Source organism: Polymorphobacter sp., assembly GCF_051860865.1.
In the GTDB taxonomy this organism is placed as follows: Bacteria; Pseudomonadota; Alphaproteobacteria; order Sphingomonadales; family Sphingomonadaceae; genus Sandarakinorhabdus.
The window spans coordinates 1-13,675 of record NZ_JBIMKZ010000022.1 but is presented as its reverse complement, the minus strand read 5'-3'; the positions used below and the strand labels follow the sequence as shown (position 1 = coordinate 13,675).

The 13,675-nt window shown below is 68.3% G+C and carries 15 protein-coding genes; 9 read left to right on the top strand and 6 right to left on the bottom strand.

The genetic code is table 11. The features are described from left to right. Positions 1-11: 11 nt before the first annotated feature. The 4 genes from ftsH to ACTIFJ_RS05995 form a co-directional block, all read right to left on the bottom strand. Positions 12-1,973, bottom strand: a complete 1,962-nt coding sequence (gene ftsH / locus ACTIFJ_RS06010; protein WP_439533192.1) for an ATP-dependent zinc metalloprotease FtsH — start codon at positions 1,971-1,973, stop codon at positions 12-14. Positions 1,974-2,075: 102 nt separating this feature from the next. Continuing rightward, positions 2,076-3,011 (bottom strand): tRNA lysidine(34) synthetase TilS, encoded by a 936-nt coding sequence (gene tilS / locus ACTIFJ_RS06005; RefSeq protein WP_439533191.1) that lies wholly within the window; start codon positions 3,009-3,011, stop codon positions 2,076-2,078. Between the two features lie 5 nt (positions 3,012-3,016). Beyond that, positions 3,017-3,949 carry a tetratricopeptide repeat protein gene (locus tag ACTIFJ_RS06000; protein ID WP_439533190.1) on the bottom strand — a complete coding sequence of 311 codons (933 nt, stop codon included), beginning with the start codon at positions 3,947-3,949 and terminating at the stop codon, positions 3,017-3,019. Between the two features lie 11 nt (positions 3,950-3,960). Next, complete coding sequence (locus ACTIFJ_RS05995; RefSeq protein ID WP_439533189.1) at positions 3,961-4,785, bottom strand: helix-turn-helix domain-containing protein; 825 nt, start codon at positions 4,783-4,785, stop codon at positions 3,961-3,963. Here ACTIFJ_RS05995 and ACTIFJ_RS05990 point away from each other — a divergent pair. The 5 genes from ACTIFJ_RS05990 (at position 4,784) to ACTIFJ_RS05970 (ending at position 9,074) form a co-directional block, all read left to right on the top strand. Next, positions 4,784-4,966, top strand: a complete 183-nt coding sequence (locus ACTIFJ_RS05990) for a hypothetical protein (RefSeq protein WP_439533188.1) — start codon at positions 4,784-4,786, stop codon at positions 4,964-4,966. The two genes, ACTIFJ_RS05995 and ACTIFJ_RS05990, sit on opposite strands and share 2 nt — an antisense overlap. Positions 4,967-5,205: 239 nt before the next feature. Beyond that, on the top strand, positions 5,206-7,044 hold the full coding sequence (typA, locus tag ACTIFJ_RS05985) for a translational GTPase TypA (RefSeq protein WP_439533187.1): 1,839 nt from the start codon (positions 5,206-5,208) through the stop codon (positions 7,042-7,044). Positions 7,045-7,161: 117 nt separating this feature from the next. Beyond that, positions 7,162-7,782, top strand: coding sequence for a GTP cyclohydrolase I FolE (gene folE / locus ACTIFJ_RS05980; protein WP_439533186.1), 621 nt, complete (start codon positions 7,162-7,164; stop codon positions 7,780-7,782). A gap of 70 nt (positions 7,783-7,852) precedes the next feature. After that, positions 7,853-8,434, top strand: coding sequence for a urate hydroxylase PuuD (locus tag ACTIFJ_RS05975; RefSeq protein ID WP_439533185.1), 582 nt, complete (start codon positions 7,853-7,855; stop codon positions 8,432-8,434). A 4-nt stretch (positions 8,435-8,438) separates the two neighbouring features. After that, positions 8,439-9,074 (top strand): 2-dehydro-3-deoxy-6-phosphogalactonate aldolase, encoded by a 636-nt coding sequence (locus tag ACTIFJ_RS05970; RefSeq protein ID WP_439533184.1) that lies wholly within the window; start codon positions 8,439-8,441, stop codon positions 9,072-9,074. 6 nt (positions 9,075-9,080) lie between these two features. Here ACTIFJ_RS05970 and ACTIFJ_RS05965 read toward each other — a convergent pair whose 3' ends face one another. Together ACTIFJ_RS05965 and ACTIFJ_RS05960 are read right to left on the bottom strand one after the other, a co-directional pair. After that, positions 9,081-9,449: a hypothetical protein gene (locus ACTIFJ_RS05965; RefSeq protein WP_439533183.1), complete on the bottom strand. Its 369-nt coding sequence runs from the start codon at positions 9,447-9,449 to the stop codon at positions 9,081-9,083. Then, positions 9,446-10,897: an aldehyde dehydrogenase family protein gene (locus tag ACTIFJ_RS05960; protein ID WP_439533182.1), complete on the bottom strand. Its 1,452-nt coding sequence runs from the start codon at positions 10,895-10,897 to the stop codon at positions 9,446-9,448. Before ACTIFJ_RS05960 ends, ACTIFJ_RS05965 begins: the two co-directional genes overlap by 4 nt. A gap of 160 nt (positions 10,898-11,057) precedes the next feature. Here ACTIFJ_RS05960 and rplU point away from each other — a divergent pair, with 160 nt between their 5' ends. The 4 genes from rplU to proB all read left to right on the top strand — a co-directional run. Continuing rightward, entirely contained in the window at positions 11,058-11,342 is a 285-nt protein-coding gene (gene rplU / locus ACTIFJ_RS05955) for a 50S ribosomal protein L21 (RefSeq protein WP_439533181.1), read from the top strand. Between the two features lie 12 nt (positions 11,343-11,354). Continuing rightward, positions 11,355-11,645 (top strand): 50S ribosomal protein L27, encoded by a 291-nt coding sequence (rpmA, locus tag ACTIFJ_RS05950; protein ID WP_439533180.1) that lies wholly within the window; start codon positions 11,355-11,357, stop codon positions 11,643-11,645. Positions 11,646-11,735: 90 nt separating this feature from the next. Then, positions 11,736-12,776: a GTPase ObgE gene (gene obgE / locus ACTIFJ_RS05945; protein ID WP_439533179.1), complete on the top strand. Its 1,041-nt coding sequence runs from the start codon at positions 11,736-11,738 to the stop codon at positions 12,774-12,776. 10 nt (positions 12,777-12,786) lie between these two features. Then, on the top strand, positions 12,787-13,675 hold an 889-nt coding region (gene proB, locus ACTIFJ_RS05940), incomplete at its 3' end, for a glutamate 5-kinase (protein ID WP_439533178.1).

Sequence of the window (13,675 nt, the reverse complement as noted above, 5' to 3'; positions counted from 1 at the left end):
GCCGGTTCGACTCAGGCCGGGGGGGCGGCGGGTTCGCCGCCAAAGTCGCCCGAGCGGCGACCCGCCTTGGGAATGGCCGAGACACCACTGGCCGGGCGCGGCGCCGGCGCGTTGGTGCCGGTGCCCCGATCGATGGACTCGCCGGCGATGATCTTCTTGATCTCGTCACCCGACAGCGTCTCATATTCGAGCAGCGCCCCGGCCAGGCTGTGCAGCTGGTCGATATGATCGGTCAGAAGCTGCTTGGCGCGGCCATAGCCATGGTTGACGATCTCGCGGATTTCGCCGTCGATGATCTGCGCAGTCTGCTCGGAGATGTTCTGCGTCCGCGTCACCGAATGGCCGAGGAACACCTCTTCCTGATTGTCAGCATATTTCAGCGGCCCGAGCTTGTCCGACATCCCCCATTGGGTCACCATCGAACGCGCCAGATCGGTCGCATAGCTGATGTCCGACGAGGCGCCCGAGCTGACCTTGTCATGGCCGAAGATCAGCTCCTCGGCGACACGGCCACCCATCGACACGGCGAGGTTGGCATACATCTTGTCGCGGTGATAGCTGTACTGGTCCCGCTCCGGCAGGCGCATGACCATGCCCAGCGCGCGGCCGCGCGGGATGATCGTCGCCTTGTGGATCGGGTCCGATGCCGCTTCATGAACGCTGACGATGGCATGGCCGGCCTCGTGATAGGCGGTCATCTTCTTCTCGTCCTCGGTCATCACCATGGTCTTGCGCTCGACGCCCATCAGCACCTTGTCCTTGGCGTCCTCGAAGTCCTTCATCGAGACCAGTCGCTTCGAACGGCGGGCGGCGAGCAGCGCTGCCTCGTTGACAAGGTTGGCGAGATCGGCACCCGAGAAGCCCGGCGTGCCGCGCGCGATGGTCCGAGCATTGACGTCCGGCGCCAACGGCACCTTCTTCATGTGCACGGCAAGGATCTTCTCGCGGCCCTCGATATCCGGGCGGCCGACGACGACCTGGCGATCGAAACGGCCGGGCCGCAGCAGCGCCGGATCGAGCACATCGGGCCGGTTGGTGGCGGCAACGATGATGATGCCCTCATTGGCATCGAAGCCGTCCATCTCCACCAGCAGCTGGTTGAGCGTCTGCTCGCGCTCGTCATTGCCACCCCCCAGCCCGGCACCGCGCGAGCGGCCGACCGCGTCGATCTCGTCGATGAAGATGATGCACGGCGCCGATTTCTTGCCTTGTTCGAACATGTCGCGCACACGGCTGGCACCGACGCCGACGAACATCTCGACGAAGTCCGAGCCCGAGATTGAGAAGAACGGTACATTGGCTTCGCCGGCGATGGCACGGGCGAGCAACGTCTTGCCGGTGCCCGGGGGGCCGACGAGCAGCGCGCCTTTGGGGATCTTGCCGCCGAGGCGATGGAATCGGCCCGGATCCTTGAGGAAGTCGACGATCTCCTGCAGCTCTTCGCGCGCCTCGTCGATGCCGGCAACGTCATCGAAGGTGACGCGGCCTTCCTTCTGTACGAGCAGCTTGGCGCGGCTCTTGCCGAAGCCCATGGCGCCGCGGCCGGCCCCGTTCTGCATCTGGCGCATCAGGAAAATCCAGATGCCGATCATCAGCACGAACGGCAGCATGTTGAAGAACAGCTGGGCGAGCAGCGAACGGCTTTCCTCGGGCTTGGCGTCGAAACGGACGTTCTTCTCGCGCAGCCGCTGGATCAGCTGGGTGTCACCGGGATTGTAGGTCCGATATTCCTCGTCGGTCGAGGTACGGCCGATGATCTCGCTGCCGCGAATCTCGGCGGAGCGGATAGCGCCCTCATCGACCTTGGTCAGAAAGTCCGAATAGGCCAGCGCCGAGCCGTTGCCGCTCGACGAGGACGGGCCCTGCATGACATTGACGACGACAACGAGGCCGAGGAGCACGACAAACCACAGCCCGAGATTCTTCATCCACGGGCTGGGAGGGCGCTTGTTGCCATTATTGTTGTCGGACATCGCCGGACTCTTTCTCTCTGACTACCGTGTCAAGATAAGCCTGTTGTGGCCACTTGCAATCGGGCTGCGCGATTCTGGCGCGGTTTTGGCTCCTGCCGGCCATCAACGTGTCCGTGCCGGGGCGAACGACAGCTGCCATAACGGGCCGGTGCGGACACGGACACCGGCCAGCGTGCCGCCCCCGCGCGCCAGCAGTCGGGCAACGGCGCTGCCGCGCGGGACGGCGCCGAAATCCGCCAAGGCGCGGGCCAGCAGCCGGCCCTGGAGCATGGGCGGCAGCCCTTCCAGGTCGAGCGCCAGCCCCTTGTCAGTGCGCTGGACGCGGCTGGCCCAGGCGCGGTCGGCGGCCCAGTCGAGCGCCGCCTCGGCCGCGGCCAGCGCCTTGGCGCTGCGGGCGAGCCCCGTGACAGGCAGCAGCCGCGACTCGCGTGCCAGCAGCGCCCGGACATGGGTGCGGTCATGGCGGGGATCATGGTTGCTGGGATCTGCAAGTGGCAGCAGTCCGGCGGCGTGCGCCGCGTCGGCCAGGCGGCAGCGCGGCAGGCCGATCACCGGGCGCACCAGCATGACCCCGGGCGCGAGCGGGCGAAGGCGGCGGATGCCGGACAGGCCGGCGATCCCGCTGCCGCGCGCCAGCCGCATCAGCAGAGTCTCGGCCTGGTCCTCGGCGTGATGGGCGGTGAGCAGGAAGCCGGTGTCATGGGCCACGCACCAGTCGGTCATTAGCCGGTAACGGGCTGCGCGAGCCTCGGCCTGGATATTCGTCGCTGGGTGAGGCCCGGTCCAGGCCAGGACATGATGGGGGACGGCACGTTCGGCACAGGCGGCGCCGACATGTGCAGCGTCGGCCGCCGCTTCGGCCCGCAGGCCGTGGTCGACGGTGAGAGCAGTGATCCGGCCGGGCAGCGTGTCGATGGCCATCGCTAACAAGCCCATGCTGTCCGGCCCGCCGCTGACCGCCACCGCGAAGCGCGCTTCGGGCGGTGGCGGATGGCCGAGCGTGGCGGCAAGCAGGCTGGAGAGGTCCTCCGCCGCCATCCGCCTTAGCTGCAGCGCGCCCGGGTGCGCAGGCCGGCGGCCTCAGTCTTCTGGGCTGGGGTCAGCTGCGAGCCGTAGACGCTTTCCAGCTCGCCGAGCACGCGGCAGGCCTGCTGGGGATTCTTGATGCCGATAAGCGCGTTGGACAGGCCGATCAGCGCATCGGCGGCGCGCTCCGAGCGCGGATGGTTGTTGTAGACCTTTAGATAGGCGTCGGCGGCCTGGGCGTGCTGGTTGCGCTCGGCATGGCTGCGGCCAAGCCAATACTGCGCCTGGGGGATGCGGGTCGAGCGCGGCCAGTCGGTAAGGTAGGCGCTCATCATCCGCTCGGTCGCCGGCCAGTTCTTGGAGACGACCTGGGCATAGGCCGCCTGCCACGCATCGGCGGCAGTGGCGGCCTTGGCGGGCGCCGGCTCGGCGGCCGGGGTAGGCGGCGGCGGGGCCACCGACGCGGTGGTGCCGGGGGCCGGCATGATTACCTGAGGTGCAGGCCCGCCCGGCGTCTCGATGCGTGGGGCGCCGGGTGCGCCCGGGGCGATCGGCACGCCATTGCCTTCCAGGGCGTTGAGGCGGAACTCGATATCGCCCTGCATCTTCTGGACGCTGGCCTCGAGCTGGCGGAGTTTGAATTCATTGGCCTCGGCCTGGCCGGTCATCGTCCGCAGCTGGCGTTCCATCTCGCCGACGCGGACCGACAGGTCGGTGAGGGGATTGGAGGCGGGGACGCCGTCCGGCGTCGTCGGGGCGGCTTCGGGCGCGGTGATCTCGGGCTCGAAGAAGCGCGGGTTACCGCCGGGAAAGACCTTGCGCTGCACGGCCTTCATTTCCGATTCGAGCTTGTCGAGGCGGCGGTCTAGATTGGGCGCGGCCTGCTGGGCCTGGCCTGGAATTGCCACGACCATCAGGCCCAGCGCCGTGACCAAGGAAAGGGCACGCATGAAAGACTCCTTCATTCGATCGCGGGTGATGGCGGCACTGAGGCGGAAATGCCACCCGCAGGGGGTGCCGAAACAGGGCTGCCGGCCGGTGCCGGGGCGGGACGCGCCCGCAGGTCGGCGGCGGCGAGGCTGAGATCGCGAAGCACTTGGGCCGGTCCGCCGAGCGGCGGTATCTCGCGGCCTCCCAGCGTGACCGACAGCGCACCGGCACGGCCGGTCCAGAGCCGGAGCCCTGGCGGATCGCTCGGCACCTCGAAGCGCTGGCCGGGCGCCATGACGCCGCTCAGCGCGACCGTCCGCGTCGCCGGGTCATAGATCCGGACCCAAACTTCCTCGCGCGCCGTCAGCACCACGGTGTCCGATGTCGTGCCAGTGCCGATGATCGCCGGGGGCGGCGAGGTCAGGGCCGGCGTCGGGGGCTGCGCCGGGCTTTGGGCGATACCGGCCACAGGCACCCCGGCAGACTGGGGCAGGTCGGGATCGAAGGCGCCCGATCCCCAGGCCGAGAGCAGGCCGATCACCACCACCAGCGCAACCAGGCTGGCGATCACCAGGCCTGGAGCGGGCAGGCGGCGCTCGTCGAGCGCGGCCATGGCAGTCGGCGTGGGAACATGCGGCTGCTTGCTGGTCTCGGCGCGGAACCGCGCAACCATCACATCTGGATCGAGGCTGACCGCTCGGGCAAAGGCGCGGACAAAGCCTTGCGCATAGGGCAGGGCCGGCAGCGCATCATGGCTGTCGGCTTCCAGCGCGCGCAGGTGGCGCAGCGGCACGCGGGTGTTCTGGGCGATCTCGGCGAGCTCGATGCCGGCCGCGCGGCGGGCCGCGGCGAGCATGCTGCCGGTCGTGGTCGGCTGGGGCTCGGCAGGGGAATCGGTCGGCGTTGCGCTGTGGGGTGGCGGGCTGATGAGCGGGCCATTGTCGGCGGCGCCGGGGGCGCTGCTCGAAGGGGCTGGGCCCGGCGCTGGCATGTTCATCGATCCTCCGCTGTCCCAACCAGTGCCGGAACGCCTGTGAACGGGCCATGACCATCACCCGCCATGCTCGGGCGAGCGATGCCGGTCGGGGCGGTGCGAGTCAATGAGCCCGAGTCAACGCCCGATGATTCGGCGGCGTCTTGTTGCAGCGCCACAAACCGGCTATGGGCGCGCCGGATAGTCGGACCATCCGGCCTGGCCTCTGTCCAAGCTGTCCCCATGCTGTCCTTGCCTGCCTGCCTGCCCGGTTTCACGGCCGAGCCCCTCTGGAGCCATCCCATGTCCTTGCGCAATATCGCCATCATCGCACACGTCGATCATGGCAAGACCACTCTTGTCGACCAGCTGTTCCGCCAGTCGGGCACTTTCCGGGACAATCAGCGAATCGCCGAGCGCGCCATGGACTCGAACGATCTCGAGCGCGAGCGCGGCATCACCATCCTCGCCAAGTGCACGAGCATCGAATGGCAGGCGCCCAACGGCGGCGAACTGACCCATATCAATATCGTCGATACGCCGGGCCACGCCGATTTCGGCGGCGAGGTCGAGCGCATCCTGTCGATGGTCGATGGCGTGGTGCTGTTGGTCGATGCCGCCGAAGGCCCGATGCCGCAGACGAAGTTCGTCACCGGCAAGGCGCTGGCGCTGGGGCTGCGGCCGATCGTGGTCGTCAACAAGATCGACCGGCCTGATGCCCGCGCCCAGGAAGTGCTCGACGAAGTGTTCGACCTGTTCGTGACCCTCGAGGCCAATGACGAGCAGCTCGATTTCCCGGTGATCTTCGCCTCGGGGCGCAACGGCTATGCCGGCCGTGCCAGCGATGTCCGCGACGGCACGCTGATCCCGCTGTTCGAGACCATCGTCGCCCATGTGCCGCCGCCGTCCGCCGATGTCGACGGGCCGTTCCGGATGCTTGTGTCACTGCTGGACCGCGACAATTTCCTTGGCCGTATCCTCACCGGCCGCATCATCTCGGGCACGCTCAAGCTTAACATGCCGATCCGGGCGCTGTCCCCCAATGGCGCCGTGGCCGAGGAAGGCCGCGCCGCCAAGATCATGGCCTTCCAGGGGCTGGAGCGGGTGCCGGTCAACGAGGCCCGCGCCGGTGACATCGTGGCGATCGCCGGCCTGACCAAGGCGACCGTGGCCGACACCATTGCCGACCCCGCGGTGACCGAGCCGCTGGCGGCCCAGCCGATCGATCCTCCGACGCTGGCGATGACCTTCGCCGTCAACGACAGCCCCTATGCCGGCCGCGATGGCTCCAAGGTGACCAGCCGGATGATCGGCGACCGTCTGATGCGCGAAGCCGAGGGCAATGTCGCCATCCGCATCACCGAAAGCGCCTCGAAGGACGCATTCGAAGTGGCCGGGCGCGGCGAGCTTCAGCTCGGCGTGCTGATCGAGACGATGCGCCGCGAGGGCTTCGAGCTGTCGATCTCGCGGCCGCGGGTGATCTTCGGCACCGACGAGAACGGCAAGCGGACCGAGCCGTACGAGACGGTGATGATCGATGTCGACGAGCAGTATTCGGGTACGGTCGTCGAGAAGATGGCGGCCCGCAAGGGCGAGATGACCGACATGCGGCCTTCGGGCGGCGGCAAGACCCGGTTGACCTTCTCGGCGCCGTCGCGCGGTCTGATCGGCTATCATGGCGAATTCCTGTCCGACACGCGCGGCACCGGCATCATGAACCGGCTGTTCGACCGCTATGGGCCGCACAAGGGGCCGATCTCCGGCCGCCAGAACGGCGTGCTGATCTCGACCGAGAGCGGCGATGCGGTGGCCTATGCGCTCGGCTATCTGCAGCCGCGCGGCGTGCTGATGATCGAGCCCGGCGAAGCCGTCTATCAGGGGATGATCATCGGCGAGAATGCCCGCGAGGGCGATCTCGAGGTCAACCCGCTGAAATCAAAGGCGCTGACCAACTTCCGCGCTTCGGGCAAGGACGATGCGATCCAGCTGGCGCCGCCCAAGCGGCTGACGCTGGAGCAGTCGATTGCGTATATCGACGAAGATGAGCTGGTCGAGGTGACGCCGAACTTCGTCAGGCTGCGCAAGATCCATCTCGATCCCAACGAGCGCAAGCGCGCCTCGCGGTCCCGCGCCGCCGGCTGACGCCGGCCCGCGGGCTCCTGTCTGCGACACTGCGCGCGGTGCCCAAGGGTTGCACTCGCGCAGGGCTGCGCCGATGTAGGCGCGGTCGGCCCTACAGGGCCTGCAGATGGGGCTCCTATGATTGACGATGATGATTTCGACGCGCCGGGCAAGCCGGCGCCGACCTTCCAGCCGATACCGATGGCCGAGGCAGAAGACGCCGTGCGCACCCTGCTGCGCTGGGCCGGCGATGATCCCGAGCGCGAAGGGCTGCTTGACACGCCGGGCCGGGTGGCGCGCGCCTATCGCGAATATTTCAAGGGCTATGAGGAGGATCCTGGGCGTCACCTTGCCCGCACTTTTGGTGAGGTCGGCGGCTATGATGAGATCGTGCTGCTGCGCGATATCCCCTTTCAGTCGCATTGCGAGCACCATATGGCGCCGATCATCGGCAAGGCGCACATTGCCTATCTGCCGCGCGACCGGGTGGTCGGCATCTCCAAGCTGGCGCGCGTGCTGCATGGCTTTGCCCGGCGGCTGCAGGTCCAGGAGCGGCTGACCGCCGAGGTCGCCGATTGCATCCAGCATCATCTCGACCCGGTTGGCGTGGCGGTGGTGATCGAGGCGACCCATGCCTGCATGAGCGCGCGCGGCGTAATGACGCCGGGCGTGGTGATGACGACAAGCCGGATGATGGGCGTGTTCCGCGACGAGGACAGCTCGCGCCGCGAGGTGCTGGCGCTGATGGGCAAGGGCTGAGGACGGCTTAACAGGACCGGATTTGTCCGCTATGGCGGGCGATCATCGGGCATCAAGGGGGTAATCGACCATGGCGAACATTCTGGGCAATCTGAACCGGGCCAGCCTGATCGGCGGCGTCCTGCTGCTGCTGACCATCGCGATTTTCCATGGCGGCATTCTCGACATCAACTGGGTCAATGCGCTGCTGCGCTTCGCCCATGTGCTGGTCGGCATCGCCTGGATCGGCCTGCTCTATTATTTCAACCTTGTGCAGATTCCGACCATGCCCAAGGTGCCGGCCGAGCTAAAGCCGGGTGTCACCAAATATATCGCCCCCGAGGCGCTGTTCTGGTTCCGCTGGGCGGCGCTGGCGACGATGCTGATCGGCCTTGCCATCGCCGGCGCGCCGCAGCAGGCCTATCTGGTGCAGGCACTGACCTTCCAGCCGGGTGTGGCGCTGATCGGGCTCGGCATGTGGCTCGGCATCATCATGGCCGCCAATGTCTGGATGTTCATCTGGCCGGCGCAGAAGATCGCGCTTGGCATCGTCGATGGCACGGCCGAGGAGAAGGCCGCCGCCGGGCGCAAGGCGATGATGTTCAGCCGCACCAACTTCGTGCTGAGTTTCCCGATGCTCTATTGCATGGTGACGCGCGGCGTGATTGGTTGAGGCCATGATCGACCAGGACCCGCGTTTTTCCGCCGCCTTTTCTGCATGCCCGCTGGTTGCGGTGCTGCGCGGCATCCGTCCCGACGAAGTCGAGGCGGTGGGGGCGGCGCTGATCGATGCCGGGTTCACCATCCTCGAAGTGCCGCTGAACTCGCCCGATCCCTATGAGTCGATCACCCGGCTGTCGGCGATGGCGGGCGACAATGTCCTCGTCGGCGCCGGCACGGTGCTGCATGTCGACGAGGTCGAGCGGGTCCAGGCGGCCGGCGGCACGCTGATCGTCTCGCCGAGCACCGACATCGAAGTGATTGCCGCGACGCGCGCGGCCGGCATGATCAGCCTGCCCGGCGTGTTCACGCCGTCCGAGGCCTTTGCCGCGATCAAGGCCGGGGCGCATGGCCTGAAGTTTTTTCCGGCCGAGGCGGCATCGCCGGCGGTCGTCAAGGCGATGAAGGCGGTGCTGCCGCGCGCGATCCCGTTCCTCGTTGTCGGCGGCATCACGCCGGACAGCATCGCTGCCTGGAAGGCCGTGGGGGCCGATGGTTTCGGGCTAGGCAGCAACCTGTTCAAGCCCGGCACCACCGCCGCCGAAGCCGGTGCCAGTGCCATGAAATATGTGGCGGCGGTCAGCGCCGGCTAACGTGCGTCAGGCGCTGCCCGGCAGGCGGGCCGCCACCGTCTGGATGCCGGCGCCGAAGCCGCGCTGGGGCAGGCAATCGGGCAGCTCGGCATAATGGGCGCGGCGACCGTCGCTGCTGACCCATATCCTCAGTGAGGCCTGGTCGGCGCAGGGGCGATAACGCCAGCGGAATTCCCAGCCATCGGCCCAATGCCGAGCCTCGCGCGGGCCGAAGCGGGCCAGCGGCTCGCCTGATTGCCGCCGGTACTGGACATGCAGCCGCTCGGCGATCGCGGTGGCCTGGGGCTGGTCGATCCGCGTTGGCATAAGCAGGAACAGCAACGCCGCGCCCAGTGCCACGCCGGCCCCGATCAACAGCAGTTTTCGTCTTGTCATCCGGCGGTGGACACGGGCGCGTCCCGACGTTCGGCCCAGGCGGCGAGCGGCATTGCCGTGCCGGCCTGGCGAAGCAGCGCCTGGCGCCGGAAGAAGCGCATCAGCCCGGAGGCGCCCATCCGCGAGGCGCCAAGGCCGGACAGGCCGAAGCTGGTCTTCTCCGCCTCGCCGATCATCGAGGTCAGCGAGCCGTCGTTCAGCGAGACGGCGCCGGCGTGCAGCCGGGGAGCGAGCGCTTCGGCTTCCGCCAGGCTGCCGGCGATCACGGCTGCCGACAGGCCGAAGATGCCGCCGTTGGCCAGTGCCACTGCCTCATCCTCGCTGTCGAAGAGCGTGACCGGGATGACCGGTCCGAAGGTCTCGTCGCGCATCACCGCCATGTCGGGGTTCACATCGGCGAGCACCGTCGGCCGCAGCCACTTGCCGCCATGGTTCTCTATGGTGCCACCGGCGAGGAGGCGGGCGCCGCTGGCGACGGCGTCGGCGATCTGGGCGGCGACGATGTCGGCCTGGCGGCCGAAGATGAACGGGCCGATGTCGCCGTCGTCGATGTCCGGCCAGTTCGGGCGGACGGCTTTGGCGGCCTCGACCAGCGCCGCAAGAAACGGCTCGGCGATGGCGCGGGCCACATAGACTCGCTCGATCGACTGACAGGCCTGGCCGGTGGCGACGACCGAGGCGCGCAGCGCGATGCCGGCGGCCTGCACGGGATCGGCGGACGCGAGGATGATCATCGGGTCCTTGCCGCCGAGCTCGAGGCTGGCCGGGATGAACGCGCGGGCGGCGGCTTCGCCGACCTTGCGTCCAGTGGCGACCGAGCCGGTGAAGGACAGATAGTCGACGCGGTCGACCAGCGCGGCGCCGGTTTGGCCGTCGCCTTCGATGAGCGCCAGCACCTTGGCCAGTGCCGGCACGGTGGCCAGCGCCGCCATCACCGGCCCGATGAAGCGCGGGGCGACCTCGCTCGGCTTGACGATGACCGCGCAGCCGGCGGCCAGCGCCGGAATGGCATCGATCATCGCCAGCGTCAGCGGGAAGTTCCAGGGGCTGATGATGCCGACCAGAGGATAGGGGTGGAGCCGGGTGGCGGCGGTGATGGTCGGGATGGCGGTGCTGACCACCGCCTGCTCGGTAGCGGTGACCAGCGCCGGGGCGTCGCGCTGCCAGCGGCCGACCATGCCGCGCACGCCCTGCACCTCGACTCGGCTGATCTGGCGGCGGCCGGTGTCGGCGCTCAGCGCCTCGACGATGGCCGGCGCATGGGTGCCCAGCGCCTCGGCGAACTGGCCGAGGATCTGCAGCCGCTCGGCCAGCGGACGGGCGGCCCAGCCGGGCTGGGCGGCGCGCAGCCGGGTGGCGAGCGCCGCGACCTCGTCTGGCGCCAGGGGAGTGATTCGGTGGTCCGGCTGGCCGGTACGGGGGTTGATGATATCGAGGGCGGGACGCATACCTCCTTCTTAGGGGCGGAGACGGGGGAAAAACAGGGGGTGCGGCGCGCCGGCCGGGACGAGAGTTTCTTGACACGGCGCGGTGGCCGGCATATCAGCCCGCCTTCGCGGTGGCTGGCGTCTGGCCGGCACCGGTCACTATGGTTTTCAGGAACACATCATGTTCGCAGTGGTCCGCACCGGCGGAAAGCAATATCGGGTCTCGGCCAACGACCAGATCGTCGTCGAGAAGATCGAGGGTGAGGCGGGCACCTCGGTGTCGCTCGAGACGCTGATGACCGGTGAGGGCGAGACGCTCGGCACTGGCGCCGTTACCGCCGAGATCGTTGAGCAGAAGCGCGGCGAGAAGGTGATCATCTTCAAGAAGCGCCGCCGCCACAATTATCGCCGCCGGAACGGTCATCGCCAGTCGCTGACCGTCCTCAAGATCACCAGCCTCGGCTAAGGAGACGCTCAGATGGCACATAAGAAAGCAGGCGGCTCCTCACGCAACGGTCGTGATTCGGCCGGTCGTCGTCTCGGCGTGAAGCGCTTCGGTGGGCAGGACGTGCTCGCCGGCACCATCATCATCCGCCAGCGCGGCACCCGCGTTCACCCCGGCAAGAATGTCGGCCTGGGCAAGGACCACACCATCTACGCGACCTCGGATGGCATCGTCAGCTTCCATGAAGGCAAGCTCGGTCGCAAATATGTCAGCATCGTGCCGGCAGCCAACGACACGGCCCCGGAGGCCATTGCCGCTGAATAAGCGCAACCGGCCATCACCAGTCTAGCAGAAGGGGGGCCGGGCAACGGCTCCCCTTTTTGCATTTTCAGCCCCAAGGCCTATTGAACCGCCATGCAATTTCTCGATCAGGCCAAGATCTTTCTGGCGTCCGGCACCGGCGGCGACGGCGCCGTGTCGTTCCGCCGCGAGAAATATGTCGAATTCGGCGGGCCGGACGGCGGCGACGGCGGGCGCGGCGGGGACATCATCTTCGAATGTGTCGAGGGGCTCAACACGCTGATCGACTTCCGCTACGCCCAGCATTTCAAGGCAAAGCGCGGCAGCCATGGCTCAGGGCGCAATCGCACCGGCGCCGGGGCCGATGACCTGGTGATTGCCGTGCCGATCGGCACGCAGATTCTCGCCGATGACGATGACCGGACGCTGATCGTCGACATGATCACGCCCGGCCAGCGGGCGATCTTGCTCAAGGGCGGCGACGGCGGCAAGGGCAATGCCCATTACAAGTCCAGCACCAACCGGGCGCCGCGCCAGTTCCAGCCCGGCTTTCCCGGCCGCGAACTGTGGGTGTGGCTGCGGCTCAAGCTGATCGCCGATGTTGGGCTGCTCGGCGCGCCGAACGCTGGCAAGTCGACGTTCATCAACGCGGTGTCGAATGCCGGCGCCAAGGTTGGCGCCTATCCGTTTACCACGCTGAAGCCGCAGCTCGGCGTCGTCGGCCACAAGGGCCTGGAGCTGGTGGTGGCCGACATTCCCGGGCTGATCAAGGGCGCCGCCGATGGGATCGGCATCGGCGACCGCTTCCTCGGCCATATCGAACGCTGCCGGGTGCTGCTGCATCTGGTCGATGCCTCGCAGGCCTCGCCGACCAAGGCCTGGGCGGCGGTGCGCGAGGAGGTGACCGCCTATGGCGCCGGACTGGCCGACAAGCCGGAGATTATTGCGCTGTCCAAGATCGACCTGGTGTCGGCGCAGGGGCTGGCAGCCAAGAAGCGCGCGCTGGAAGCAGCGAGCGGACAGCCGGTGTTCTGCCTGTCGGCCGCGACCATGGCCGGGGTGTCCGACGCGCTCGATGCGCTGCTCACGCTGGCCGGGCGCAAGCTGCCGCCGGTGCGGCCCGAGCCCGGCGCGCGACCCTGGTCGCCGCTATGAGGACCGGCGTGTGAACAGCCGTCCGGCCAAGCCGGCGCTGCCCCCTTTGTTGCCCGCCACCTGTCCGCGTCTGGTCATAAAGATCGGGTCCTCGCTGCTGGTGTCGGCCGATGGCAGCATCCGCGCCGACTGGCTCGGCTCGGTGGCGGCCGACATCGCGGCGGCGCGGGCGCAGGGGCAGCAGATCATCATCGTCTCCTCGGGCTCGATCGCGCTCGGCGCGCGCCGGCTCGGGCTGGAGAAGGGCGGCCGGGCCAGCCTTGAGGATGCCCAGGCCGCCGCCGCCGTGGGCCAGGTGGCGCTGGCCGCCGCCTGGGAGGCGGCGTTGTCGGCGCATGGCATGATGGCGGCGCAGATATTGCTGACGCTCGATGACCTCGAACTGCGGCGGCGCTTCCTCAATGCTTCGGCGACGCTCGACCGGCTGCTCAGCCTCGGCGTGGTGCCGGTGCTGAATGAGAATGACACGGTGGCGACCGGCGAGATCCGCTTCGGCGACAATGACCGGCTGGCGGCGCGGGCCGGGCACGCCGGCAATGCCGATGGCGTGCTGCTGCTCTCCGATGTCGCCGGGCTTTATACGGCCAATCCCAATACCGATCCTGATGCCCGGCTGATCGAGCATGTGTCGGTGATCAGCCGCGAGATCGAGGCGATGGCGACCGGCAGCTCCGGCTCCGGGATCGGCACCGGCGGCATGGCGGCGAAGCTGGTCGCGGCGCGGATGGCGGTGGCGGCCGGGATGCGGCTGGCGATCGCCGATGGCCGGGCGCCGCATCCGCTGGCCCGGCACCAGGCGGGCGAGCCATCGACGATCTTCACGCCGCGCAAGTCGGCGCGCGGGCGCAAGCTGTGGCTGGCCGGCCGGCAGCGGGTGGCCGGGCGGATCATCGTCGATG

Coding starts and splice junctions, on each gene's coding strand:
- ftsH (WP_439533192.1), bottom strand. CDS start 1,973: ATGTCCGACAACAATAATGGCAACAAGCGCCCTCCCAGCCCGTGGATG.
- tilS (WP_439533191.1), bottom strand. CDS start 3,011: ATGGCGGCGGAGGACCTCTCCAGCCTGCTTGCCGCCACGCTCGGCCAT.
- ACTIFJ_RS06000 (WP_439533190.1), bottom strand. CDS start 3,949: ATGCGTGCCCTTTCCTTGGTCACGGCGCTGGGCCTGATGGTCGTGGCA.
- ACTIFJ_RS05990 (WP_439533188.1), top strand. CDS start 4,784: ATGCTGCCGGTCGTGGTCGGCTGGGGCTCGGCAGGGGAATCGGTCGGC.
- ACTIFJ_RS05995 (WP_439533189.1), bottom strand. CDS start 4,785: ATGCTCGCCGCGGCCCGCCGCGCGGCCGGCATCGAGCTCGCCGAGATC.
- typA (WP_439533187.1), top strand. CDS start 5,206: ATGTCCTTGCGCAATATCGCCATCATCGCACACGTCGATCATGGCAAG.
- folE (WP_439533186.1), top strand. CDS start 7,162: ATGATTGACGATGATGATTTCGACGCGCCGGGCAAGCCGGCGCCGACC.
- ACTIFJ_RS05975 (WP_439533185.1), top strand. CDS start 7,853: ATGGCGAACATTCTGGGCAATCTGAACCGGGCCAGCCTGATCGGCGGC.
- ACTIFJ_RS05970 (WP_439533184.1), top strand. CDS start 8,439: ATGATCGACCAGGACCCGCGTTTTTCCGCCGCCTTTTCTGCATGCCCG.
- ACTIFJ_RS05965 (WP_439533183.1), bottom strand. CDS start 9,449: ATGACAAGACGAAAACTGCTGTTGATCGGGGCCGGCGTGGCACTGGGC.
- ACTIFJ_RS05960 (WP_439533182.1), bottom strand. CDS start 10,897: ATGCGTCCCGCCCTCGATATCATCAACCCCCGTACCGGCCAGCCGGAC.
- rplU (WP_439533181.1), top strand. CDS start 11,058: ATGTTCGCAGTGGTCCGCACCGGCGGAAAGCAATATCGGGTCTCGGCC.
- rpmA (WP_439533180.1), top strand. CDS start 11,355: ATGGCACATAAGAAAGCAGGCGGCTCCTCACGCAACGGTCGTGATTCG.
- obgE (WP_439533179.1), top strand. CDS start 11,736: ATGCAATTTCTCGATCAGGCCAAGATCTTTCTGGCGTCCGGCACCGGC.